Origin of the sequence: Xanthomonas arboricola (genome assembly GCF_003353015.1) — a bacterium.
Classification (GTDB): Bacteria; Pseudomonadota; Gammaproteobacteria; order Xanthomonadales; family Xanthomonadaceae; genus Xanthomonas; species Xanthomonas arboricola_E.
Genome location: NZ_QREM01000007.1, coordinates 331,689 through 354,340, shown reverse-complemented (window position 1 = coordinate 354,340; position 22,652 = coordinate 331,689). Strand labels below are relative to the sequence as shown.

20 protein-coding genes and 1 pseudogene are annotated in these 22,652 nt (G+C 67.2%); 5 read left to right on the top strand and 16 right to left on the bottom strand.

Annotated elements, in window-relative coordinates; genetic code table 11:
• Nucleotides 1–42: 42 nt before the first annotated feature.
• Complete coding sequence (gene poxB / locus C0541_RS04915; protein ID WP_193725887.1) at nucleotides 43–1,752, bottom strand: ubiquinone-dependent pyruvate dehydrogenase; 1,710 nt, start codon at nucleotides 1,750–1,752, stop codon at nucleotides 43–45.
• A 363-nt stretch (nucleotides 1,753–2,115) separates the two neighbouring features.
• On the opposite strand from poxB, the gene C0541_RS04910 reads away from it, so the two are divergent.
• The gene (locus tag C0541_RS04910) at nucleotides 2,116–2,712 is read left to right on the top strand and encodes a diffusible signal factor-reguated Ax21 faimly virulence factor (protein WP_016904049.1); all 597 of its coding nucleotides are present in this window, start codon (nucleotides 2,116–2,118) and stop codon (nucleotides 2,710–2,712) included.
• Between the two features lie 282 nt (nucleotides 2,713–2,994).
• Here the strand turns inward: C0541_RS04910 and C0541_RS04905 are convergent, their stop codons facing one another.
• The 6 genes from C0541_RS04905 to C0541_RS04880 all read right to left on the bottom strand — a co-directional run bounded on the left by C0541_RS04905 (nucleotide 2,995) and on the right by C0541_RS04880 (nucleotide 7,046).
• Nucleotides 2,995–4,020: an NAD(P)H-dependent glycerol-3-phosphate dehydrogenase gene (locus tag C0541_RS04905; RefSeq protein ID WP_115047296.1), complete on the bottom strand. Its 1,026-nt coding sequence runs from the start codon at nucleotides 4,018–4,020 to the stop codon at nucleotides 2,995–2,997.
• A 15-nt stretch (nucleotides 4,021–4,035) separates the two neighbouring features.
• Nucleotides 4,036–4,551: a protein-export chaperone SecB gene (gene secB, locus C0541_RS04900; RefSeq protein ID WP_006451124.1), complete on the bottom strand. Its 516-nt coding sequence runs from the start codon at nucleotides 4,549–4,551 to the stop codon at nucleotides 4,036–4,038.
• 111 nt (nucleotides 4,552–4,662) lie between these two features.
• Nucleotides 4,663–5,100 (bottom strand): rhodanese-like domain-containing protein, encoded by a 438-nt coding sequence (locus C0541_RS04895; protein WP_115046275.1) that lies wholly within the window; start codon nucleotides 5,098–5,100, stop codon nucleotides 4,663–4,665.
• Between the two features lie 75 nt (nucleotides 5,101–5,175).
• Nucleotides 5,176–5,598 carry a hypothetical protein gene (locus C0541_RS04890; protein WP_115047295.1) on the bottom strand — a complete coding sequence of 141 codons (423 nt, stop codon included), beginning with the start codon at nucleotides 5,596–5,598 and terminating at the stop codon, nucleotides 5,176–5,178.
• A gap of 28 nt (nucleotides 5,599–5,626) precedes the next feature.
• Complete coding sequence (locus C0541_RS04885) at nucleotides 5,627–6,097, bottom strand: YiiD C-terminal domain-containing protein (protein ID WP_115047294.1); 471 nt, start codon at nucleotides 6,095–6,097, stop codon at nucleotides 5,627–5,629.
• Between the two features lie 139 nt (nucleotides 6,098–6,236).
• Nucleotides 6,237–7,046 (bottom strand): glycosyltransferase family 25 protein, encoded by an 810-nt coding sequence (locus C0541_RS04880; protein WP_115046272.1) that lies wholly within the window; start codon nucleotides 7,044–7,046, stop codon nucleotides 6,237–6,239.
• Between the two features lie 156 nt (nucleotides 7,047–7,202).
• Here C0541_RS04880 and C0541_RS04875 point away from each other — a divergent pair, with 156 nt between their 5' ends.
• From C0541_RS04875 to C0541_RS04865, 3 genes are all read left to right on the top strand, one after another.
• Entirely contained in the window at nucleotides 7,203–8,033 is an 831-nt protein-coding gene (locus tag C0541_RS04875; RefSeq protein WP_274519093.1) for a uroporphyrinogen-III synthase, read from the top strand.
• A gap of 103 nt (nucleotides 8,034–8,136) precedes the next feature.
• Nucleotides 8,137–9,114 (top strand): uroporphyrinogen-III C-methyltransferase, encoded by a 978-nt coding sequence (locus tag C0541_RS04870; protein ID WP_115046270.1) that lies wholly within the window; start codon nucleotides 8,137–8,139, stop codon nucleotides 9,112–9,114.
• Complete coding sequence (locus tag C0541_RS04865; protein WP_115046268.1) at nucleotides 9,111–10,376, top strand: heme biosynthesis protein HemY; 1,266 nt, start codon at nucleotides 9,111–9,113, stop codon at nucleotides 10,374–10,376. Before C0541_RS04870 ends, C0541_RS04865 begins: the two co-directional genes overlap by 4 nt.
• Before the next feature lie 186 nt (nucleotides 10,377–10,562).
• On the opposite strand, the pseudogene C0541_RS04860 reads toward C0541_RS04865, so the two are convergent.
• Both C0541_RS04860 and C0541_RS04855 read right to left on the bottom strand, forming a co-directional pair.
• Nucleotides 10,563–11,104: pseudogene (locus C0541_RS04860) on the bottom strand (hypothetical protein).
• Nucleotides 11,105–11,227: 123 nt separating this feature from the next.
• Complete coding sequence (locus C0541_RS04855) at nucleotides 11,228–12,523, bottom strand: acetyl-CoA C-acetyltransferase (protein ID WP_115046266.1); 1,296 nt, start codon at nucleotides 12,521–12,523, stop codon at nucleotides 11,228–11,230.
• Between the two features lie 88 nt (nucleotides 12,524–12,611).
• On the opposite strand from C0541_RS04855, the gene C0541_RS04850 reads away from it, so the two are divergent.
• Entirely contained in the window at nucleotides 12,612–13,496 is an 885-nt protein-coding gene (locus tag C0541_RS04850) for a hypothetical protein (protein WP_161959887.1), read from the top strand.
• A 1,104-nt stretch (nucleotides 13,497–14,600) separates the two neighbouring features.
• Here C0541_RS04850 and C0541_RS04845 read toward each other — a convergent pair.
• The 7 genes from C0541_RS04845 to glnA form a co-directional block, all read right to left on the bottom strand.
• Nucleotides 14,601–15,248: a superoxide dismutase family protein gene (locus tag C0541_RS04845; protein ID WP_115046260.1), complete on the bottom strand. Its 648-nt coding sequence runs from the start codon at nucleotides 15,246–15,248 to the stop codon at nucleotides 14,601–14,603.
• Nucleotides 15,249–15,297: 49 nt separating this feature from the next.
• The gene (locus C0541_RS04840; RefSeq protein WP_161959886.1) at nucleotides 15,298–15,897 is read right to left on the bottom strand and encodes a superoxide dismutase family protein; all 600 of its coding nucleotides are present in this window, start codon (nucleotides 15,895–15,897) and stop codon (nucleotides 15,298–15,300) included.
• 468 nt (nucleotides 15,898–16,365) lie between these two features.
• Complete coding sequence (ntrC, locus tag C0541_RS04835; protein WP_115046254.1) at nucleotides 16,366–17,796, bottom strand: nitrogen regulation protein NR(I); 1,431 nt, start codon at nucleotides 17,794–17,796, stop codon at nucleotides 16,366–16,368.
• Nucleotides 17,789–18,844, bottom strand: a complete 1,056-nt coding sequence (locus tag C0541_RS04830) for a two-component system sensor histidine kinase NtrB (protein WP_161959885.1) — start codon at nucleotides 18,842–18,844, stop codon at nucleotides 17,789–17,791. Before C0541_RS04830 ends, ntrC begins: the two co-directional genes overlap by 8 nt.
• A 265-nt stretch (nucleotides 18,845–19,109) precedes the next feature.
• Entirely contained in the window at nucleotides 19,110–20,552 is a 1,443-nt protein-coding gene (locus C0541_RS04825; RefSeq protein WP_115046252.1) for an ammonium transporter, read from the bottom strand.
• 22 nt (nucleotides 20,553–20,574) lie between these two features.
• Nucleotides 20,575–20,913 (bottom strand): P-II family nitrogen regulator, encoded by a 339-nt coding sequence (locus C0541_RS04820; RefSeq protein WP_002808480.1) that lies wholly within the window; start codon nucleotides 20,911–20,913, stop codon nucleotides 20,575–20,577.
• A 276-nt stretch (nucleotides 20,914–21,189) separates the two neighbouring features.
• Nucleotides 21,190–22,599, bottom strand: coding sequence for a type I glutamate--ammonia ligase (gene glnA, locus C0541_RS04815; protein ID WP_006449210.1), 1,410 nt, complete (start codon nucleotides 22,597–22,599; stop codon nucleotides 21,190–21,192).
• Between the last annotated feature and the right edge of the window lie 53 nt (nucleotides 22,600–22,652).

Here is a 22,652-nt window from a genome sequence, read left to right as displayed (position 1 = left end):
GGGTCCGGTAAAGACGTGCAGTTTTACAGCGCGGCCACTGTGTCAGCGCATGTTGGTCTTGACCAGGTCGATCACCTCATCGCCGCGCCCGCTCATCACTGCCTTGAGCAGATACAGGCCCATGCCCTTGGCCTGTTCCAGCTTGATGGCCGGCGGCACTGCCAGCTCCTGCGTGGCGATGCGCACATCCACCAGCGCCGGGCCGGAATGCGCGAAGGCCTGCCGCAATGCGCGCTCCAGTTGCGCGGACTCATCGACCCGGACGCCCAGGATGCCCATCGCATTGCTCATCGCAGCGAAGTCCGGATTACGCAGCTCGGTGCCGGTATCCAGATAGCCGGCAGCCTTCATCTCCATCGCCACGAAGCCGAGCGAGGCATTGTTGAACACCACGATCTTCACCGGCAGGCGCAGCTGCGCCAGCGAGATGAAATCGCCCATCAACATCGCAAAGCCGCCATCGCCGGACAGCGCAATCACCTGGCGGCCCGGATATGCCGACTGTGCCCCCAGCGCCTGCGGCATCGCATTGGCCATCGAACCGTGGTTGAACGAACCCAGCAAGCGGCGTTGTCCATTCATGCGCAGATAGCGTGCGGCCCACACCGTCGGCGTGCCGACATCGCAGGTGAACACCGCATCCTGGTCGGCGATCTGGCTGATCATGCGCGCCACGAATTGCGGATGCAGCGGCTCGCCCGGATCGGCCGGTACCGCCAGATCGTCCAGCCCTTCGCGCGCCTTGCGGTAGTGCGCCAGCGACTTGTCCAGGAAGTCGCGTTTTTCGCGCCGCTGCAAGTGCGGCAGCAACGCGGCGATGGTTTCGCCCACATCTGCTGCAATGCCCAGCTGCAATGGGGTGCGCCGTCCCAGTGCGCTTGGGTCGCGGTCCACCTGCACGATGGTCGCGTCCTTCGGATAGAACTGCCGATACGGGAAATCCGTGCCCAGCATGATCAAGGTGTCGCAGTTGAGCATCGCGTGGTAGCCGGAGCTGAAACCGATCAGGCCGGTCATGCCGACATCGAACGGGTTGTCCCACTCCACGTGTTCCTTGCCGCGCAAGGCATGCACGATCGGCGCGCCCAGGGTGTCGGCCAATGCCACCACCGCATCGTGTGCGCCCGCGCAACCGCTGCCGCACAACAGCGTGATCGCTTCGCTCTGTTGCAGCAGCGCGGCCAGTTGCTGCACATCTTCGGGAGCCGGCAGCACGCGCGGCTGGCGCAGTGGCGGCCAGGCCGTCGGGAGGTGCTTGTCCACTTCCAGCAATGCGATATCGCCGGGGATCACCACCACCGCCACGCCTTGCTGCAGGATGGCCGCACGCATCGCGCGGTGCAGCACTTCCGGCAGCTGCGCCGGATTGGTCACCAACTCCACGAAGTGACTGCACTCGCGGAACAGTTCCTGCGGATGCGTCTCCTGAAAATAGTTCAATCCGATCTCGGACGAGGGAATATGCGCGGCGATCGCCAGCACCGGCTGGCGGCTACGATGGCAATCGAACAGCCCGTTGATCAGGTGCAGGTTGCCCGGCCCGCAGCTCCCCGCACAGACCGCCAGCTTGCCGGTCACCGCCGCCTCGGCGCCGGCGGCAAACGCGGCCACCTCTTCGTGGCGCACATGCATCCATTCGATCGTCTGCATCTCGCGCAAGGCATCGGTCAGGCCGTTGAGGCTGTCGCCGGTCAACCCCCAGATCCGCTCCACCCCCGCGCTCTGCAGCGTCTCGGCCAGAAACCGCGCCAACGTCTTTTTCTTCGCCACGATGCAGCTCCACGCTTGTTCAACAAGCCTGGCATGCTCCCAGTCACGGTGTCAGCGCAATGTGCTTGCACATGTCAACGGCGACAAAAATTGCTGAAAACAGCTGGTTCTCTACACGCGCGTCACATCGGCACGGGGTAATCGCTAGTGCATCACGCTTTGCGCGTGCGCTACGCGCGTTGCGCCTTGATGACAAGGAAGCGGAGCTGAACTGGGCGCGATGATTTACGCCCAGGTCAGTTCAAAATTCAGGCCGCGTTCCATCGAATAACGGAGAATTTACATCTCGGCAGCGAACGGCATCCGCCTCAGCGCCGGCCCAAACCATAAGTACAGGTATCGATCATGAAGAATTCACTGCTGGCCCTCGGCCTTCTCGCAGCCCTGCCGTTTGCGGCCTCCGCTGCTGAAAACCTCTCCTACAACTTCGTCGAAGGCGACTACGTGCGCACCCCGACCGAAGGCCGCGATGCGGATGGTTGGGGCGTGAAGGCGTCCTACGCCGTCGCTCCGAACTTCCACGTGTTCGGCGATTACAGCAAGCAGAACGCTGACGACAACGACAACGTGTTCGAAAGCTCCAACTCCGACTTCCAGCAGTGGGGCGTCGGTGTGGGTTACAACCAGGAAATCGCCACCAGCACCGACTTCGTTGCTCGCGTTGCCTACCGCAAGCTGGACCTGGACACCCCGAACATCAGCTTCGACGGTTACAGCGTTGAAGCCGGCCTGCGTAATGCCTTCGGCGAGCACTTCGAAGTCTACGCCCTGGCTGGCTACGAAGACTTCTCCAAGAAGCGCGGCATCGACATCGGCGACAACTTCTACGGCCGCCTCGGCGCCCAGGTCAAGTTGAACCAGAACTGGGGCATCAACGGCGACATCCGTATGGATGGCGACGGCAACAAGGAATGGTCGGTCGGCCCGCGCTTCAGCTGGTAAGCCGCACGTTTGACTGCAACGCGACTCTCTCTCCCGCGTTGCATTGGAAGCCCGGTCCCCCGACCGGGCTTCTTTCTTTTGGGCGATCGGCTGGCGATACGATGCGCACATCGCCGCATGGCGGCATTGTGTGCAATGCGGCTCCTGCAGACGCATGGGGGCCTCGCGCTCAAGCTGCTGCGTCTTCCTGCCGGTCGTTGCGATCCGCAGCAACAAAAAGCCCGGCATTGCCGGGCTTTTTGTCGGTGTCCGTGCAATGCGCGCCAACGCGCCATGCCGCAATCAGGTGAACAAGGTCTGCGGATATTCGGGCTTGCGCTCGCGTGCCAGCAATTCCTTCAAGCCTGCTTCCGGGGTGATCTCGCCATGCAGCACCGCACGCACGGCATTGGAGATCGGCAGCTCGATGCCGTGCTGCTCGGCCTGGCGCATGACTTCGTCGGCGGTCTGTACCGATTCCACCACCTGGCCGATCTCGCGGATCGCATCGCTCAGGCTCTGTCCGCGCCCCAGTGCCAATCCCAGCCGTCGGTTACGCGACAGATCGCCGGTGCAGGTCAGCACCAGGTCGCCCAGGCCAGCCAGACCCATCAAGGTTTCCGGCCGCGCACCGATCGCCGCCGCCAGGCGCAGCATCTCGTTCAAGCCGCGCGTGATCAGGCCGGCACGTGCGTTGAGGCCCAGCTGCATGCCATCGGCCACACCGGTGGCCACGGCCAGCACGTTCTTCATCGCGCCACCAAGCTCGGCGCCCACCATGTCATCGCCGGTGTAGGCGCGGAAGGTGGGGCCATGCATGGCATCGGCCACGACCTGCGCAAACGCCGCATCGTCGCCGTGCACGGTGATGGCGGTCGGCAGGCCGAGCGTGACTTCCTTGGCGAAGGACGGCCCGGTCACCACGGCCAGCGGAACGCCGGGGCCGAGGATGTCGCGTGCCACTTCGTGCAGGAATCGCCCGGAGCCGGGTTCGAAGCCCTTGGTCGCCCATGCCACGCCGGCAGCGGCCGGACGTAGCGGTGCGATCAACCGGATCGTCTCGGTGAATGCGTGCGAAGGCACCACGACCAGGATCCAGCTTGCATCGGCAATGGCCAGTTGCAGGTCGGTGGTCGCGCGCAGGCTGTCGGGCAAGGCAATGCCCGGCAGATAGCGTAGGTTTTCATGACGGCGGTCGATGGTCTCCACCATCGCCGCATCGCGTCCCCAGAGCACGGTCGGATGACCGTGTCTGGCGAGCAGCGCGGCCAGGGCCGTGCCCCAGGAGCCGGCGCCGAGAACGGCGATCTTCTGTGTCGAATCGCTCATCGGCGCACGCAAGGCTCAGGCGTTGCCAGCCGGCTCGGAATCGGCCAGCGAGGTGCCTTCGCCCTGCGAACGCTGGCGCAGGGTTTCTGCATACAGCGCTTCGAAGTTGATCGGCTGCAGGTAGAACGGCGGGAAGCCGCCGGCCTGGATCAGGTCGCTGACCAGCGTGCGCACGTACGGGAACAGGATGTTCGGGCACTGGGTGCCGAGCAGCACGTCGATCGCCTGCGGCTCCAGGCCGACCAGGCCGAACACGCCGGCCTGCTGCACTTCGGCCACGTAGGCGGTCTTGCCACCGGCGGTGCAGGTCAGGGTCACGGCCAGCACGACTTCGAAGGCGTTGTCGTTGAGGCGCTGCACCTTCTGGTTGAGGTTCAGCTGCAGCTCGGGCTGGTTGGCGTCATTGAAGACGGCCGGCGCGTTCGGCGATTCGAAGGACACGTCCTTGACGTAAATCTTCTCGATGGTGAAAGCGGGGCCAGCAGCGGCGTCGGCCGGCGCAACCGCGCCGTTGATGATTTCGTCGGACATTCCTAACTCCAAAAAACGGTTCGGTGGATGCAGCGTTGAATGATGCAGACGTGAAAGTGCGAGTCTCTCATGCCAGCAATGGGGACTTGCCCGGCGCCTCACAAGGTGCGGTCAGGCGCGGCCCTTGACCAGCGGCAGCTCGGCCATCTGCCAGGCGGCCACGCCGCCCTCGAGCCAGTAGACCTGCTCGAAACCGGCTTTCTTCAGCGTCTTGGCCGCGCCTGCGGAGGCGGTGCCGTTGCGGCACACCACCACCACCGGCGATGCCTTGGCGTTGGCGAGCAGCTTGCCGGCCGGGTCGAACTTGGCCAGCGCCACGTTGCGGCTGCCGGCGATATGGCCTTTTTCGAAGTCGGCAGTCGGCGACAGGTCAATCACCAGCGCGTTCTCGCTGTTGATCAGGCGGGTCAGCTCGGCCGGCTTGAGTGCGCGGTACCCACGGAACAGGCGCGCGACCTCGGTGACGATCAGGGCGATGGTCAGGCCCACCAGGGCCAGCGACAACATGGGGTTGCGGCCGACAAAGGCCTGCAGCTCTTCGAAATTCACGGGGTCAGGGTCAGTCAAGCGGGCGGGAATTGTCGCACAGCTGGTGCGCGCGACGGCCAGCACCCTTGGCGCGGGCTATTGGCCGTGCCACAGATCGGGCAGGCCGCTGGCCAGCCACCAGCGTTTGTGCTCGGCGTCCCAGCGCCACAGCTCGATGCTGCGCACCAGCCGTTCGGCCTGGGTATTGCGGTTGATCACCCGCAGCTCGACCTCGCGGCGCCGGTCGCCATTGCCGTCTTCGCCCACCCGCAGCTCGCGGTAGCCGGAGATCTGCACCTGTTCGTAGCGCGAGCGTTCCAGGTCGCTGAGCGGATGCGCCTGGGCGTAGGTCGGCTCGACAAAGCCCTGCGCGGCATCGAAATCGCTCCAGCGCACCGCGGCCGTGTAGGCGGCCTGGGTGGTTTCCAGCGCGCGCGCCTGGGCACGGCTGCCGGCAGACACCCCCCCGCTGACCATCGTCAGCACGAGCAACAGCATTGCCCCGATCACTGCACGCATGCGCATTCCCCCAAGTCCAGCACGCATCCTACCGTTTTGGAAACGCCACGAAGCGCCCGCTCAGGGTGGCCGCCGCCGCGCCGGAGCCCAGCGCGATCTGCGCGCGCATGCCGATGCGCGCCTTGCCGCGCTGCCGGAAGGTCGCCAGGAATCCCTCCCAGCTACCGAGTTCGGACGGTTCGGCATTGGCCACCAGGTCTTCATAGACCGGGGCGACGTAGCGCAGCTGGCTGTCGGCCACGTAGACATCGGCGCTGTGCCCGGCCAGTTGCAGCTGCAGCGTCAGCCAGCCCCAGCTGGCCAGCGTCATCAACGACGCCAGGCTGCCGCCGAACGCATTGGCCTTGTCGTTGACGTTGGCCTGCAGCGGCGCACGCAAGCGCAATGCGCCGTCATGCAGGCCGTCGACGGCAATGCCCATCGACAGGACCGGCGGCATGGCGATGAACTGCTGCTGCAGCGACTGCAGGGCGGATGCGAGCGTGCACGAAGGAGTCATCGGCGAAGGCTGGAAGACGGCGAAGGGCGGCATCATGCCGCAATGTTCCGCGAGCGTCTTGTGCACTGAAATACATGCGGTACCGCATGGTGAAACACGTTCAGCGCCGTCTCGTCGTACGCCTTCGCCCTCGCGCCGCTCAAGGCGCAAACACGACCTTGCGATAGCCCTGCGCCACCCGCAGCAACGCGGTGTCCTTGGCCCTCCACTGCGCGCTGCGCTGCCTCTGCGCCTGCGTCAGCGGCGCATCGATGGTGCTGGTGAACACGATCTGCTCCGGAGCGGCGTGGAAGAACTTGTCCTGGATGCAGGCGGCCGGCGACAGCTGATAGGTGGACAGTTGCCGTGCGACCGGTGATTCGTTCCAGCCGAACAGGAAAATGTCGGCCATGGTGTGCCAGCGCACTTCGGCTGCCAGCAGCAGGCGCGCGGCCTCGCGACTGAGGAGCAGCGCCCCGGCGCAGACCGGCCAGCAGTGTTGATGGGTCGAGGGACGTACCAGGCGCAGCTGCCGCCCGGCGACCTCGGCGACCTTGGCGTCGAGCCTGATGCGGTTGTAGGACGGTTCCAGCCGCACGATGCTGTTGCCGCCCGGCAGCCACTCGCTGCTGCGCAGCAGCGCCGGCAGCGCATCGGACAGATGCATGTCGTCTTCGAAGATCGCGGTATAGGCGTCGTCGGAGTCGGCTGCGATGCGCCACGCGGCCTGATGGCTCAGGAAGCAGCCGATGTTGGAGGCGGTCCACTTGCGCGGGCCGCTGCTGAATGTATCGCCGGAGCCCTCCAGCGGCCGCTCGCGTACGAAGTCGGCGATCTGCGCGGGCGTCAGGGTGGCGCCATCGACCGCGGCAATCCGCTCGAACGGCAGGCCCAGCGCCTGGAACCGCGCCGTCATCGCCTGCAGGCGGTCGCCGCTGCGCTGCATGTTGATGAGGTAGGACTTGATCACGGCGCCACTCCGGCTCGATTGTCGTGGCGGAGCGTGGGCGGAAGCCCTCGATGGCAGGGCCCCGGGGACGAGGTTCTGGCCGCAGAAACGCAGGCAGCGCACCAAGCCGCCGCGCAAGGCGCGACCAGAAGCGAGGATCCTGTCGCCGTCAGCGCCATCGCAGCGCGCGACAGCCGCCCCGATGCGTCACGGCTCTCGCATAATCACCGGATGACACCTCCCACCCCGGTTGCCGACGCCTGGACCCTGATCTCGCTGCGGCCCAGCGGTGCACACGCGCCGCTGCGGCGGGCCGCCGCGCGGCACGGCGGACGGTTGCTGGCGCTGTCGCCGTGGCGGCTGCAGACCGACCACACCCCGCAGGTATTGGCCGCACTGCACCAGGCCTTGCACGCGCCGATCGCGGTGTTCACCAGCCCGGCCGCGGTGCATGCGGCGCATCGCCTGGTGCAGCTGCAGCAGCCGGCGCAGGCGCAGTGGGTGAGCGTGGGCGACGGCACCGCGCGCGCGCTGCAGGCCTGCGGCATCGACACGGTGATACGCCCGGCACGCATGGACAGCGAGGGCCTGCTCGCGCTGCCGCTGTTCCACCAACCGCTGCAGGCGGTCGGGCTGATCACCGCCCCCGGCGGGCGCGGCATGCTGGTGCCGGCCCTGGAGCAGCGTGGCGCCCGCATCCTGCGCGCCGATGTCTATCAGCGCGTGGCGCTGCGCCTGCGCGCCTCGTCAGTGCAGGCGCTGGCCGATGCGCTGCCGGGATGTGTCCTGGCGCTGAGCAGCGCCGAGGCGCTGACGCTGGTGCTGCAGCAGTTGCCCGGATCGCTGACCGAGGCATTGCGGCAACGCCCGGTGGTGGCCTCCAGCGAACGCATGCTGGAATCGGCCCACGCTGCCGGCTTCACGCATGCGGTGCGCGCCGCAGGCCCATTGCCCGAGCAACTGGCCGCTGCCGCCGCCGCAATCGTGACACCATCGCGACCTTGCTGAACTTGGAACTCAAGCATGGCTTGCGGCTGTCTGCCGCTGCACGCCATGCTGTGCCGGATGACTGCGGCACCTGCACCCGTCATGACCGCGCGAGGATGGACGAATGACCGAACTGCCCGCTTCCACGCGACGCTTTCCCCTGGCATGGCTGCTGCTCGTGGTCGCGCTGGCTGCCGTGGGCGTGGCGCTGTTCCTCGGTTGGCGCGCATGGCAGGGCTATCAGAGCGCGCAGTTGCAGGCCGCCGAGGCGCAGCAGCAGCGCTGGGATGGCACCCAGCAGATGCTGGAGACGCTGCGCCGCGACCAACGCCTGGCCAATGAACGCCTGGCGGATGCGGCAGCCACCAACCGCGTGCTGCGCGACGAGATGCTCGGCCTGGGCCAGCGCAGCGCCCTGCTCGAGGAAACCGTGCAAAAGCTTGCCGATCCCAACCGCCACGGTGCGCAGGCGCTGCGGCTGGATGAGGTGGAACTGCTGCTGCGGCTTGGCCAGCAGCGGCTGAGCATCGCCGGCGACGCCGACGGCGCCCGCCGTGCCTACGCGCTGGCCAATGCCGCACTCAACGGCATCGACGACCCCGGCTATCTCAATCTGCGCCAGGCGCTGGTGCAGGAACGCGATGCACTGGATCGCCTCGGCGCCGGTCCGCAGGCGCAGGCTGGTCAAACCCTGGATCAGCTGGCCGGCGACCTGCAGCGCCTGCCCGAACAGACAGTCAAGGACAACGACGCGGCCCAGCCGTGGTGGCAGCAAGCGCTGGCACCGCTGGTGGATATCCGTCCCAGCCGTGGCGATGCGCTGCTGACCGGCGGCGACCGCCACGCCGCGCGCGATGCGCTGCAGATCGAAGTCAGCCTGGCGCGCGCCGCAGCCGAGCGCGGCGATGTCGCCGGCTTTGCGCAATCGCTGCGCCGCGTGGACACCTGGACCACCCGGCTATGGCCGGATTCGCCACAACGTCGCCAGGCGCGTACGCGCCTGCGCGCGCTGCAACAAGCGCCACTGCGTCCGAGCCTGCCGGAACTGGGCACCACCCTGCTGCAACTGCAGGCCATGCGTGAAGGGAGATCCACCCAATGAAAGTGTTGCGTACCGTCTTGATCCTGTTGGTTGCCGTGGCGTTGGGCGTGCTCGGTGCGCAATGGCTGTCGCATCAGACCAGTTACGACCTGGGCAATGTGGTGGTCAGCGTCGGCGGCAACGACTATCGCGCCGCCATGCCACAGGCGCTGCTGATCCTGGTCATCGCGCTGCTGGTGCTGTGGCTGGTGTGGACGCTGGTCAGCCTGCCGTTCCGGGTCTGGGGCAAGTACCGCCGCAAGAAGGGCCGCGCCCGCCTGATCGAAGGCCTGCGCGCAGCCGATCATGGCCAGTGGCAGCGTGCCGAGCGCCTGTTGGTCAACGCCAGCGAGGATGCCGACGTCAGCGGCATCGCCCTGGCCAGTGCGGTGCGGGTTGCCGATGCACGCGGCGATGCGGTGGCGGCCAACGCGCTGGCCCAGCAATTGGCCGAACGCGATCCCACCGCGCATGCGTTGCTGCAGGGCGAACGACATCTGGCGCGGGAACGCCCGGTCGAAGCGATCAACGCCCTCGATGCTGCCAACGCGCAGCCGCTGCCGGCACGCGGGCTGCTGCTGCGCACGCATGCCCTGGCGCAGATCGGGCGTGCCGACGAGGCCTATGGCCAGCTCGGCGCATTGCGTCAGCAGGCGGTGCTGGCACCGGAGGCCTACGCCACACTGGAAGCCACACTGGCCGAGCAGACGCTGTTGCAGGCCGGCGATGCCAATGCCCTGGCCGAACGCTGGGAAGCACTGCCCAAACCACTGCGTACCTATCCCGCGGTGGTGGGCGCCTACGCACAGCGCGCGGCGGTGCTGCACTGGGACGACGCGGCGGTGCACAGCCTGGAACAGGCGCTGGACGCGCAGTGGGACGAATCGCTGGTGCGTCTGTACGGCGTGCTGCCATTGGAAAAATACGATTCACGCCGCGCCAGTGCGCAGCGTTGGCTGACCCAGTACCCGGACAGCCCGGGCCTGCTGCTGACCCTTGCACGCCTGGCACGGCACCAGCAGCAGTGGTCGCAGGCCGAAGAGTTCCTGCATCGCGCGGTGGCCAATGGCGCAGGCAGCGAGGCTTGGGAAGAGCTTGGCCACGGCTTTGCCGCCGCGGGTGATCTGCTGTCCGCGCAGCACTGCTACGCCAATGCCCTGCGCGCCGCACGCGGCGAGCCGGTGCACGAGGGCCTGCCGCAGCAGTCGCTGCGCGGGCCGATCGTATCGGCATACCCAACGCCGCCGGCCGACCCGCTCGCACCGGACGATCGCCTGCCTTGATCGCTGGGGTCTGATCGGTAAGGCAATGCTGCGCGGACAAAGCAAAAGCCCCGGCCTGTCCGGGGCTTTTGCTTTGTCCGCGTCTGCACGCGAGAACCGCTACACAGGTTTACCGGTTTGCCGGGAGATCTGCAGGAGCGAGACGCACAACCGCTCTGAAGGCGTGTGCAGGCGCACCGCCACAAATTACCAATCGCGTGCGCGCCGGGGTGGCGCCGGCAACTCGTGCAAGAACGCATCGCAGGCGCCCAGGAAACGCGACTGCGCATCGTCGACCGAGTGCGGCGACAAGACACGCGAACCCAGTCTGCCGATCAACAGCATGACTGCCATCACGCCCGCGCCGGCCAGCCAGCCGATCGCGCCATCCAGCGCCAGGCCACCTGCCAGCAATGGCAACACCGACGCTCTGGCGATGACCGCACAGCGCACCCGGCGCCGCTCGTGCTGCAGGCATAAGGTCACCACATGCGCGGCGCGCTTGCGCAGCACGATGGCCAGGATCAGGTACGGCAATACGCCCATCAGCAGCGCCAGGTAGATCGCCGGGTGGTGCCAATGGAAGATGTAGCGGCGCGGCGAAGTGTCGGCCGGCGCATTGCACTTGATGCACCGCGGCGGCAGATCGGCGCCCGGCGTGCACACCAGCACATCGCCCTCGCACCACACGGCAGCGTGCGCCGGAGGCAGATAGGGGTAGCGGGTTCGCGCGAATCAATGTTCGGCATCCATGCATCCTTGCAGGTTGGGGATTGGGGATTAGAAATTCGGGATTTGTAAAAACCAGGTTTCCGCTTCTGCTTTTGCGAATCCCCAATCCCGAATGCCCAATCCCTCGCTGCGCAGCAGCGTCAGCGCTCGACGATGGCCACCACGCCCATGCCGCCGGCGGTGCAGATCGAAATCAGCGCGCGGCCGCCGCCGCGCTCCTCCAGCTGCTTGGCGGCGGTGGCCACCACGCGCGCGCCGGTGGCGGCGAACGGGTGGCCGGTGGCCAGCGACGAGCCCAGCGGGTTGATCTTGTCCGGGTCGATACGGCCCAGCGGCGCCTCCAGCCCCAGGCGATTGCGGCAGTAATCCTCGCTTTCCCAGGCGCGCAGCGTGCACAGCACCTGGGCGGCGAACGCCTCGTGGATTTCGTAGATGTCGAAGTCCTGCAGGGTCAGGCCCTGGCGCGCCAGCATCTGCGGCACCGCAATGGTCGGCGCCATCAGCAGGCCTTCGCCATGCACGAAATCCACCGCCGACACCTGCGCATCGCGCAGGTAGGCCATCGGGGTGTGGCCGTGCGCCAGCGCCCAGGCTTCGCTGGACAGCAGCACTGCCGCAGCGCCGTCGGTCAGCGGGGTGGAATTGGCTGCGGTCAGCGTGCCACGGCCGGAACTCTTGTCGAACGCCGGGCGCAGCGTGGCCAGCTTTTCCAGCGAGGTGTCGGCGCGCAGGATGTTGTCGCGCGAGACGCCGCGGAACGGCGCGACCAGCGAGTCGAAGAAGCCGCGCTCATAGGCGGCAGCCAGCTTGTGGTGCGAGGACACCGCCCATTCGTCCTGCGAATCGCGCGAGATGTTCCATTGCTTGGCCATGTCCTCGCAGTGGTCGCCCATGCTCTTGCCGGTGCGCGGCTCGGCCACGCCCGGAAATTCGGGCTTGAGTTCGCTCAGCTTGAAGCCGCGCAGCAGGGCCTTGAGCTTGTCGCCGGTGGCCTTTGCGCGGTTGGCGGCCATCAGCCGCGCGCGCAGCTTCTTGCCATAGACGATCGGCACCTCCGAGGTCGTGTCCGAGCCGCCGCCGATGCCCGAATCGATCTGGCCCAGCGCGATCTTGTTGGCGATGGTGATTACCGAATCCAGGCTGGTGCCGCAGGCGCGCTGCAGGGTGATGCCCGGCGTCAGCGGCGACAGCCCGGACGACAGCGCCGCCTCGCGGGCCAGGTTCCAGTCCGAGGAGTGCTTGATCACCGCCCCCATCGCCACTTCGCCCAGTTGCTGGCCATGCAGCCCGAAGCGCTCGACCAGCGCGCCCAGCGTGCGCACCGACATGCCCAGGTTGCCTACGTCCGCATAAGCGGTGTTCTGACGACAGAACGGGATACGAACGCCACCCAGGATGGCGACGGGACGGGCTGCGGGCATCGGTTGACCTGGCATGGAGGACTCGGGGACATGGCCTGCACAGGGCCGGCAGGCATAATGGCCGCAGTGTAGCTTCGACCCCGTGATGGGCCAACCGCGAATCATGAGCAAGACCGAACACCGCGTGACCGCCATGGGTGTGATGGCGCTGGAACTGACGGGCGGCACCGCCCCCGAGCGCGGCGCCCTGGCGCCGGAACAGGCCGGCATGCTGGCCGAACGCATCGGCCGCGACCTGGCGCAATGGGTCCCCGACATCCGCGAGCTTGAGCTCAGCGTGGCAATGGCGCATTTCGACCCGGCCGAAGTGCTGCGGCCGGGCTGGCCGCTGCATCGCCGGCTGGAGGAGCTGCAGGCACGTGCGCCCGGGCGCGACCAGGGTCCGCGCGTGCTGGCGTTTGGCGCCGATGCCCAGGGCGAGATTCCCCTGCCCTTCCAGGCCGACGCCCAGCTGACCGGCGGCGGCCTGCGCGTGCTGCCGTTCCTGCTCTCCGGCGATCCGCAGACCGTGGCGAAGGTGGCCGATGCGATGGAAGAGGTGCTGCTGGCCCAGGGCATGGCGCAAGCCGATACCGCGCTGCTGGCGCAGGAAAGCTTCGGCGCACGCATCGAGCATGCGCGTTATCTCACCGCGCACGATCTGGCGGCGATGATCTCGATGCAGTACGACAACCAGGGCCTGGCGCCGTTATGGCCACTGATCGAAGCCGCCCTGCTTGCGCCGCACACCGACGAGTGGCTGGAACAGCCGCCCGAGCCGGTGCTGCGCTATATCGAGGGCGAAGTGCGCATCGCGCTGTTCGACCCGGCCGGCTGGTGTGATTACTACGCGCACGACCGCGAGGATTGCGAGCGCCTGCGCGGGGTGTACGAACAATTCCTCTCGCGCCAGCGGCAAATGGCCGCGGTGCTGGAAGCGCACGGGCTGCCGGTGCTGTACGTGCATGTGGAGCCGGGCCAGGATCCGCGCCAGGCCTTGTCCGCATGAGCAACCTGCAGGTGTCCGCGACGCCTGCGTGACCGTGCGGGTCGGGGATCTCGGTATCCGCGTCGGGGCTCCAGCCTGGCTGTGCTTTATGGCGGGCGGTCGTGCCTGCAGTTGCGCGCTTGCGCGCGATAGGGTGCTACGCGCTGGGGCATTGTCGGTGAGGATCCTTTCCCGGTAACGCCCCATCGCGCGCAAGCGCGCTCCTACGGTGCTACGTCTTTACGGTGCTACGTCTTCTGAAGGCAGCGGGCTACATGCANTTCCCGGTAACGCCCCATCGCGCGCAAGCGCGCTCCTACGGTGCTACGTCTTTACGGTGCTACGTCTTCTGAAGGCAGCGGGCTACATGCACGCCGTGCAGTGGCGGGCGATGGTCACGATGGCACGCCGGTTGTTCGACCGCATTGCCGTCGGTGCGCTGGCCGCTTGAACGCATCGCCGCCCTCCACGCGCACCACCATGGCCTGGTAGGAGCGCGCTTGCGCGCGATGGAGCGTTATCGATAAGGCTCTGTTCCCGGTAACGCCCCATCGCGCGCAAGCGCGCTCCTACGGTGCTACGTCTTTACGGTGCTACGTCTTCTGAAGGCAGCGGGNGCGCGCGATGGAGCGTTATCGATAAGGCTCTGTTCCCGGTAACGCCCCATCGCGCGCAAGCGCGCTCCTACGGTGCTACGTCTTTACGGTGCTACGTCTTCTGAAGGCAGCGGGTTACATGCATGCCGTGCAGTGGCGCGCGATCGTCACGATGGCACGCCGGTTGTTCGACCGCATTGCCCTCGGTGCGCTGGCCCTTGAACGCATCGCAGCCCTCCACGCGCACCACCATGGCCCGGTAGGAGCGCGCTTGCGCGCGATGGAGCGTTATCGATAAGGCTCTGTTCCCGGTAACGCTTCTTCGCACGCAAGCCCGCTCCTATTGATAAGGCTCCGTTCCCGGTAACGCCTCATCGCGCGCAAGCGCGCTCCTACGTGTGCTTTGGCATTGCGGCGTGACCATCACGTTTACTTCGTCGGTGCGGGCGCGTTGTCGGTGGTGATCANGCCTCATCGCGCGCAAGCGCGCTCCTACGTGTGCTTTGGCATTGCGGCGTGACCATCACGTTTACTTCGTCGGTGCGGGCGCGTTGTCGGTGGTGATCACGCCGCAGGCCAGGCGACCGCCGGCGTTACCGGTGGGCTGGGTCTTGTAGTCGTCGGCATCGGCATGCACGATCACCGCGTGGCCGGCGATATCGAACTGGTCGGCCTTGCCCAGATTGACATTGCTCGACACCGGGCCGTCGATGCTGGCATTGCCCTGTGCATCGGCCTTGATGTTGGGCATGTCGCCGCCGTGGTGCGGGTCGGCACTGACGGCGCCGTGATTGGATTGGGCCGGGTTGAAGTGGCCACCGGCACTGCTGCCGTCCGGTGCGCTGCAATCGCCCTTTTCGTGGATATGGAAACCGTGTTCGCTGTCGGGCTTGAGGCCACTGAGCTGGCCGGTGACGCGCAGCGCGCCATCGACGATCTTGAAGCTCACCGTGCCCTTGACCTCGCTGCCCTTGGTCGGCTTGAGCTCGGCGGTTGCGGTGGTGGTGGCCGCCGCTTCGGTGACCATCGACGCGGCGTGTTCGCCACCATGCGCTGCCTCGGCCGGTGCGCCGGCCTGCGGTGCGGGTGCAGGATCGGCCGGTGCAGGTTCGTCGCGCTTGCATGCGGTCAGCACCAGCGCGGTGGCCAGGAACAACGTGGTTGGAAGAATGCGCATGAAGAAACTCCTGTAGAAAGGCCGCAGCTGCAGCCAGGGGTGCCCCGACTCAGGGCTGCGAAGGGGGTGTGCGCCACTGGGTGACGCGGATGACGCCGCAGGCCAGCCGCGCGCCGGCATTGCCGCTGGGTTGGCTGCGATAGTCGTCGGCATCGGCATGCACGACCAGCGACTTGCCAACCACGTCGGTGGGCGCGGCATCGCCCAGGGTGATGCCGGCGACGATCATGTCCAGATGCGCGACACCTTCGGCATCGGCACGCAGGTTGTCCATGTCGCCGGCGTGGTGGGGAGTGCTGCCGGCACGCCCGTGCGGCGCACCGGCGGGATTGAAGTGCGCACCGGCGCTGCTGGCGTCGGCGGCGCTGCAGTCGCCGCGTTCGTGCACATGGAAACCGGCCACGCCGCCGGGGCGCAGTCCACCGACCGTGCCGGTGATACGGATACCCTGCAACGCAGGCACCAGCACCACCCGGCCGCTGACCAGGCTGCCCGATGCCGAGGCCAACACCGCTTCGGCCTGCTGGACCGGACGGACGGGTACGACCCGCGCCACCGGGGGTGGAGGCGGCGGAGGCGGTGGCGTGCTGCTGCAGGCGGCAAGCGCCAGCGCAGTAAGGGCAACGATCGTGGGCGACCGGTAACGCATGGAGCTGTTCTCCTGATCAGGCTGAAAACCTATGCGGGCGCATGTTCACGTGTCATGAAATGCGCCTGGGCAACCCGGGAGTTTACGGGGCTGGTGTCGCGAGCCGGGAGGTGTGTAAAAGCGCCCTCACCCCAACCCCTCTCCCGCAGGCGGGAGAGGGGCTCGACTGCGAAGATTTATGCCNAGATGTGTATAAGAGACAGCGCGCCCTTGCCTTCTCCCGCGTGCGGGGGAAGGTACCCGAAGGGCGGATGGGGGCCTCGTGCGTCGCCAGATAATCGGGACCGGGGCACGTGCTAGCAAAAAACGGCCGGCGCATACGCGCTTGCCGGCGTGATGCGCGTCAATCCTGCCTGGTTCGCTGCTTGGCCTGACCACCTGCGCGCGCAGTACGGCTCTTCGCAGGCCCCCTCACCCCAACCCTGCTCCCGCAGGCGGTAGAGGGGATCGACTGCGGGTGTGGGCTAATCAGCGGCGCTTGCGTCCCGGGCCAAGCTTGCGGGTGACGGTGTTGCGGCCCAGGCCCAGGCGTGCGGCGGCTTCGGCGCGGCGGCCCTGGGTCAGTTGCAGGGCGGCTTCGAGCAGGGTCTTGTCCAGGCGTTCGCGCGCTTCGGCATGCAGGCCCTGGGCACCTTCGCTCAGCCGTTGCGCGGCCCAGCTGGAGAGCATCTCGTCCCATTGCCCGTCGCCCCGGCCGGCGCGCTGGCGGCGGCCACCGCGTGCCAGTGCCGATTCCACGTCGACCACGTCGATGATGTCGGCAGTGGCCAGGGCCGCCAGGCGCCAGCACACGTTTTCCAGTTCGCGCACGTTGCCCGGCCAATCGTAGTGGCGCAGTTGTTCCAGTGCGGCCGAGGACAGCCGCTTGGGCAGCATGTCGAGCTTGCGCCCGGCCATGGCCAGGAAATTTTCGGCCAGTTGCGCGATGTCGCCGCGGCGCTCGCGCAACGGCGGCAATTGCAGACGTACCACGTCCAGGCGATGCAGCAGGTCGGCACGGAAGCGGCCTTGTTCGACCAGCGCCTCCAGGTCCTGGTGGGTGGCGGCGATCACGCGCACATCGACGCGGATCAACTCGCGCCCGCCGACACGGAAGAATTCGTTCTCGGCCAGGACGCGCAGCAAACGGGTCTGCAACGGCAGCGGCATGTCGCCGATCTCGTCCAGGAACAGCGTGCCGCCATCGGCCTGTTCGAAGCGGCCGATGTGGCGTTTGGTGGCGCCGGTGAAGGCGCCGGTTTCGTGGCCGAACAACTCGCTTTCCAGCAGCTCCGCCGGAATGGCAGCGGTATTGAGCGCGACGAAGGGTTTGCGCGCGCGCGGCGACTCGTTGTGCAGCGCGCGCGCGACCAGTTCCTTGCCGGTGCCGGTTTCGCCGTTGATCAGCACCGACAGCGGCGCCTGTGCGAGACGTCCGATCGCGCGGAACAGCGCCTGCATCGCCGGGGTGTCGCCGATCAGCGCCGCCGAGCCTTCCGCCAACGGTGCGCCGATGATCTCTTCGACACCGGCATCGGCATCGGGTAGCGCGCGTGCGGCCAGGGCCACCGCATCGTCCAGATCGAAGGGCTTGGACAGGAACTCGTGTGCGCCGCCGCGGAAGGCGCCGGCGGTGCTGGCGACGTCGGTGTAGGCCGACATCACGATCACCGGCAGTTGCGGGTGCCTGGACTTGAGCTTGTCGAGCAGGCTCAGGCCGTCTTCGCCGGGCATGCGCACGTCGGTGAACAGCAGATCCGGAGTGGGCCGCATCGCCAGTGCCTGCAACGCGGCGGCGGCGCTCTCGAAACCATCCACCGCGTAGCCGGCATCGCGCAAGGCGGTGGACAGCACGAAGCGGACCGAACGGTCGTCGTCGACCACCCAGATATGGTGGGATGCGGCGGCGGCCTCAGCCATGCAGATGCTCCTTGTCGTGATCGCCGGCCAGCTCGGGCAACAGCAGGGTGAAGACGGTATGCCCCGGCCGCGAGCGGTAGGTCAGCGTGCCGTGGTGTTCGCGCGAGACCTGCTGGGCCAGCGCCAGGCCCAGGCCGCTGCCTTCGGCGCGCCCGCTGACCAGCGGCAGGAACAGGTGCTCGGCCAGTTCCTCGGGCACGCCGCCGCCGTCGTCGATGATTTCCAGCCGCAGCGACATCGCATGCACGCGGTCGCGGATGCGCTGGCCGTGCTCGACGCGGGTGCGCAGGGTCACGCGGGTGGCGCCGGCCTGGAACGCGTTGCGCACCAGGTTCCACACCGCCTGGGTCAGGCGGTCGCCGTCGCCGAGGATGTCGGGAATGCTGGGGTCGTAGTCGCGCTGCACCTGCACCGACCAGCCGCCCTCGGCTTCGGCCAGGCGCAATACGCGCTCGAGCACGACATGGATGTTGAGGCGGTCGTGCGGGCGCGCCGGCGTGGGCGAGAGCAGGCGTTCGAGCAGGGTATTGAGGCGTTCGATTTCGGTGCCGATCAACTCGATCAGCTCGCGCTCGTCCTCGTCGCGCCCGGCCGAGCGCCGCGCCAGCAACTGCGCCGCGCCCTTGAGCCCGGCCAGCGGATTGCGCAGTTCGTGCGCCAGGCCCTTGAGCGCGGCGCTCAAGGCATTGGGCAGCGCATGGGTGGGGTCCAGCGCGGGGAATTCGTCGACCGGGTGGGTTTCCAGCAGCCAGCCGCCATCGTCCAGCCGCGACAGCCAGCCTTCGGCAAAACGCGGGGCGTCATTGGGCAGGCCCAAAGCCAGCCGGTGCAGGCGCAGCACGTCGCGCTCGTCGTTGAGCAGGAAGCGGGCCAGCGCATCGCCCTGTACCTCCAGCGCGGCCAGCGGTTGATCGACCAGGCGCCGCACACTGACCCCGAGCCAGCGTGCGAAGGCGGGATTGACCCCCAGCACGCGACCCTCGCGATCGGCCCAGGCCACCGGTGTGCCCAGGCTGTCGAGCGATGGAAGGGACGAGGACATCAGCATTGCACCAATTTAGTGCAAGCACGCTCGACCTGCGCGGGTGGCGCGCAAAGCGAAGCATGCATGCGGGGAATCGGGGCCGGACGGCAGCAGGTCGCACCGATCCAGCGGGCGTCCGCGCCGACCGTCACGGGCGTGGGGCTGGTCATGCAGGCACCTCGGCAGTTGGTCCGCAGCCGGCGCGGCGGCGGGGGAAAACGGACCCGGCGAGGCTTTCCCGGCCGGGTCGTTGCGCCACCCGCGGCAGTGTGGCCGCGGGTGTGCATGCTCAGGACTCGTATGCCGCTTCGCCGTGCGAGGTGATATCCAGGCCCTCGCGTTCGGCTTCCTCGCTGACGCGCAGGCCGAACACCAGCTTGGCGACCAAAAAGCCCACCACCGACACCACGCCGATCCACACCAGGGTGATGCCCACGCCCAGCGCCTGGATGCCGACCTGGTGCACGATGTCGTAGTCGCCGCCCTTCTGGCCGCCCAGCGAAGCGGCCGAGAACACACCGGTCAGGATCGCGCCGATGATGCCGCCCAGGCCATGCACGCCGAACACGTCCAGGCTGTCGTCCGCACCCAGCAGGCGCTTCAGGCCGGTGACGCCCCAGACGCACAGCACGCCGGCGGCCAGGCCGATGACGATCGCACCGAACGGACCCACCGTGCCGCAGGCCGGAGTGATGCCGACCAGGCCGGCGACCATGCCCGAGGCCACACCCAGCGCGGACGACTTGCCCTTGATGATCTTCTCGGTCAGCGACCAGCCCAGGATCGCGGCCGCGGTCGCCAGCAAGGTGTTGAGGAAGGCCAGCGCCGCACCGGCATTGGCTTCCAGGTTGGAGCCGGCGTTGAAGCCGAACCAGCCCACCCACAGCAGCGAGGCACCGACGAAGGTCAGGGTCACGTTGTGCGGCTTGATCGCCTCGCGGCCCAGGCCGGCCCGCTTGCCGACGAAGTAGGCGCCGACCAGGCCGGCGATACCGGCGTTGATGTGCACCACGGTGCCGCCGGCAAAATCCAGCGCGCCCAGGCCGAACAGGTAGCCGCCGGTGGCCCAGACCATGTGCGCCAGCGGCAGGTAGCCGAAGGTGAACCAGATCACCGAGAACAGCAGCACCGCGGCGAACTTGGCGCGTTCGGCAAAGGCGCCGACGATCAGCGCACCGGTGATGCCGGCAAAGGTCGCCTGGAACGCCACGAACACGTATTCCGGCAGGCTGACACCCTTGGTGAAGGTGGCCGCCAACGTCTCGATCGTCACGCCCTTGAGCAGCGCCTTGTCCAGGTTGCCGATCCACGGGCCTTCGCCGGAGAACGCCAGGCTGTAGCCGTACACCACCCACAGGATGGTCAGCAGCGAAAACACCACCGCGACCTGGATCAGCACCGACAACACGTTCTTGGCGCGCACCATGCCGCCATAGAACAACGCCAGGCCCGGCACCACCATCAGCAGCACCAGCAGCGTGGAGGTCAGCATCCAGGCGACATCGCCCTTCTCCACCACCGGCGCGGCCTCGGCGGCGGCCACCGGGGCGGCGGGCGGCTGCGCCGACGGCAGCGGTTCGGTGGTGACCGGCTCGGTCGGCAGCGGGGTGACCTGCGGGGTGGACTGCGCATGCGCGCTGCCCATGCCGCCCACCACCAGCGCGCTGAACAGCATCAGCATGCACACGCTATAGAACCGGGCTTTCCACCCGGCAAACAGAGCTGTCTTCATACGACCTCCGGAGGTGGGGAACTCAGAGCGCATCGGCGCCGATCTCGCCGGTGCGGATGCGCACCACTTGCTCGATCGCGGTCACGAAGATCTTGCCGTCGCCGATCTTGCCGGTGCCGGCGGCGTTCTGGATCGCCTCGACCACGGCGTCCAGGCGGTCGTCGGTCACCACCGTCTCGATCTTGATCTTGGGCAGGAAATCGACGACGTACTCGGCGCCGCGGTACAGCTCGGTGTGGCCTTTCTGGCGCCCGAAGCCCTTGACCTCGGTCACGGTGATGCCCGACACGCCTGCTGCGGACAAGGCCTCGCGGACCTCGTCGAGCTTGAACGGCCGGATGATGGCGGTGATCAATTTCATGCGCATACCCCGAATGGTGGAAAAAACCGGCCGGCATTGCGCCGCCCGGCGGTGTCATTCACCCGGATGCCAACCCCGGCATCCGCTCGTTCGCAATTGCGCAGACCTCAGCCGATGCCGATGCATCCGCCTCGTGGGAGAGGTCAGGCCCGCGCGTCGCGAACTGTGTGCTCTCTCGAAACCCCTTCGGTCCACGGCCGATGCCGTGGACCGATCGAACATGTGCGGCGATGGCGAAGGTGGGAGGGGGGGCCTCCGCCATCGCCGCGGTGGAACTCAGTTGCCGTAGTACAGCTGGTACTCCAACGGGTGGGTCGCAGCACGGAACTTGGTGACTTCCTGCATCTTCAGCGCGATGTAGCCGTCGATGAAGTCGTCGCTCATCACCCCGCCGGCCTTGAGGAACTCGCGGTCCTTGTCCAGCGCCTCCAGTGCCTGGTCCAGGCTGGAGCAGACCTGCGGGATCAGCTTCTCTTCTTCCGGCGGCAGGTCGTACAGGTCCTTGTCGCTCGGGGCGCCCGGGTCGATCTGGTTCTTGATGCCGTCCAGGCCGGCCATCATCAGCGCGGTGAAGGTCAGGTAGCCGGACTGCAACGGATCGGGGAAGCGCATCTCGATCCGGCGCGCCTTCGGGTTGGTGACCCACGGAATGCGGCACGAAGCCGAGCGGTTGCGGGCCGAATAGGCCAGCATCACCGGTGCCTCATAACCCGGGACCAGACGCTTGTAGCTGTTGGTGCCGGAGTTGGAGAAGGCGTTGATCGCACGCGCATGCTTGAAGATGCCGCCGATGTACCACAGCGCCATCTGCGACAGGCCGCCGTAGCCGTCGCCGGAGAACAGGTTGACGCCGCCCTTGGTCAGCGACTGGTGCACGTGCATGCCCGAGCCGTTGTCGCCCACGATGGGCTTGGGCATGAAGGTCGCGGTCTTGCCGTTGCGGTAGGCGACGTTCTTGATGATGTACTTCATCGTCAGCAGTTCGTCGGCCTTCTGCACCAGCGAGCTGAACTTGGTGCCGATCTCGCACTGGCCGGCGGTGGCCACTTCGTGGTGGTGCACCTCGGTCTCGATCCCGACCTGCTCCAGCGTCTTGATCATTTCCGCGCGCAGGTCGTGCAGCGTGTCGGTCGGCGGGACCGGGAAGTAGCCACCCTTCACGCCCGGACGGTAGCCGCTGTTGCCGCCGTCGTACTTGGCGCCGGTGTTCCAGGCAGCCTCTTCCGAACCGACCTGGAAGAAGGTGTGGCCCATGTCGTTGGCAAAGCGCACCGAATCGAAGATGAAGAATTCCGGCTCCGGGCCGAAGAACGCCTGGTCGGCGGTGCCCGAGGACTTCAGGTAGGCCTCGGCGCGCTTGGCGATGCCGCGCGGGTCGCGCTCATAGCTCTGCATGGTGGCCGGATCGAGGATGTCGCAGGTCAGCACGATGGTCGGATCGGCGAAGAACGGATCCAGGTACGCAGTGCCGGCGTCCGGGAGCAGGACCATGTCCGACTCGTTGATGCCCTTCCAACCCGCGATCGAGCTGCCGTCGAACATCTTGCCTTCTTCGAACAGCGCCGGCTCGATGATGTTGGCCGGAAAGGTGATGTGCTGCTGTACACCACGCATATCGACGAAGCGCAGGTCGACAAACTCGACCTTGTTGTCCTTGATCAGCTTTTCAACATTTTCCACGGACATCGGAAGAAACCTCTGCAGGAGTTAAGTGGCTCGTGGGCGGAACTACAGCAGGG

What these genes read in the sequence shown, in the direction of transcription:
- C0541_RS04910 (WP_016904049.1), top strand. Translation starts at nt 2,116, where the DNA reads ATGAAGAATTCACTGCTGGCCCTCGGCCTTCTCGCAGCCCTGCCGTTT.
- C0541_RS04905 (WP_115047296.1), bottom strand. Translation starts at nt 4,020, where the DNA reads ATGAGCGATTCGACACAGAAGATCGCCGTTCTCGGCGCCGGCTCCTGG.
- secB (WP_006451124.1), bottom strand. Translation starts at nt 4,551, where the DNA reads ATGTCCGACGAAATCATCAACGGCGCGGTTGCGCCGGCCGACGCCGCT.
- C0541_RS04890 (WP_115047295.1), bottom strand. Translation starts at nt 5,598, where the DNA reads ATGCGTGCAGTGATCGGGGCAATGCTGTTGCTCGTGCTGACGATGGTC.
- C0541_RS04885 (WP_115047294.1), bottom strand. Translation starts at nt 6,097, where the DNA reads ATGACTCCTTCGTGCACGCTCGCATCCGCCCTGCAGTCGCTGCAGCAG.
- C0541_RS04870 (WP_115046270.1), top strand. Translation starts at nt 8,137, where the DNA reads ATGACCGAACTGCCCGCTTCCACGCGACGCTTTCCCCTGGCATGGCTG.
- C0541_RS04865 (WP_115046268.1), top strand. Translation starts at nt 9,111, where the DNA reads ATGAAAGTGTTGCGTACCGTCTTGATCCTGTTGGTTGCCGTGGCGTTG.
- C0541_RS04855 (WP_115046266.1), bottom strand. Translation starts at nt 12,523, where the DNA reads ATGCCAGGTCAACCGATGCCCGCAGCCCGTCCCGTCGCCATCCTGGGT.
- C0541_RS04850 (WP_161959887.1), top strand. Translation starts at nt 12,612, where the DNA reads ATGAGCAAGACCGAACACCGCGTGACCGCCATGGGTGTGATGGCGCTG.
- C0541_RS04845 (WP_115046260.1), bottom strand. Translation starts at nt 15,248, where the DNA reads ATGCGCATTCTTCCAACCACGTTGTTCCTGGCCACCGCGCTGGTGCTG.
- C0541_RS04840 (WP_161959886.1), bottom strand. Translation starts at nt 15,897, where the DNA reads ATGCGTTACCGGTCGCCCACGATCGTTGCCCTTACTGCGCTGGCGCTT.
- ntrC (WP_115046254.1), bottom strand. Translation starts at nt 17,796, where the DNA reads ATGGCTGAGGCCGCCGCCGCATCCCACCATATCTGGGTGGTCGACGAC.
- C0541_RS04830 (WP_161959885.1), bottom strand. Translation starts at nt 18,844, where the DNA reads ATGCTGATGTCCTCGTCCCTTCCATCGCTCGACAGCCTGGGCACACCG.
- C0541_RS04825 (WP_115046252.1), bottom strand. Translation starts at nt 20,552, where the DNA reads ATGAAGACAGCTCTGTTTGCCGGGTGGAAAGCCCGGTTCTATAGCGTG.
- C0541_RS04820 (WP_002808480.1), bottom strand. Translation starts at nt 20,913, where the DNA reads ATGAAATTGATCACCGCCATCATCCGGCCGTTCAAGCTCGACGAGGTC.
- glnA (WP_006449210.1), bottom strand. Translation starts at nt 22,599, where the DNA reads ATGTCCGTGGAAAATGTTGAAAAGCTGATCAAGGACAACAAGGTCGAG.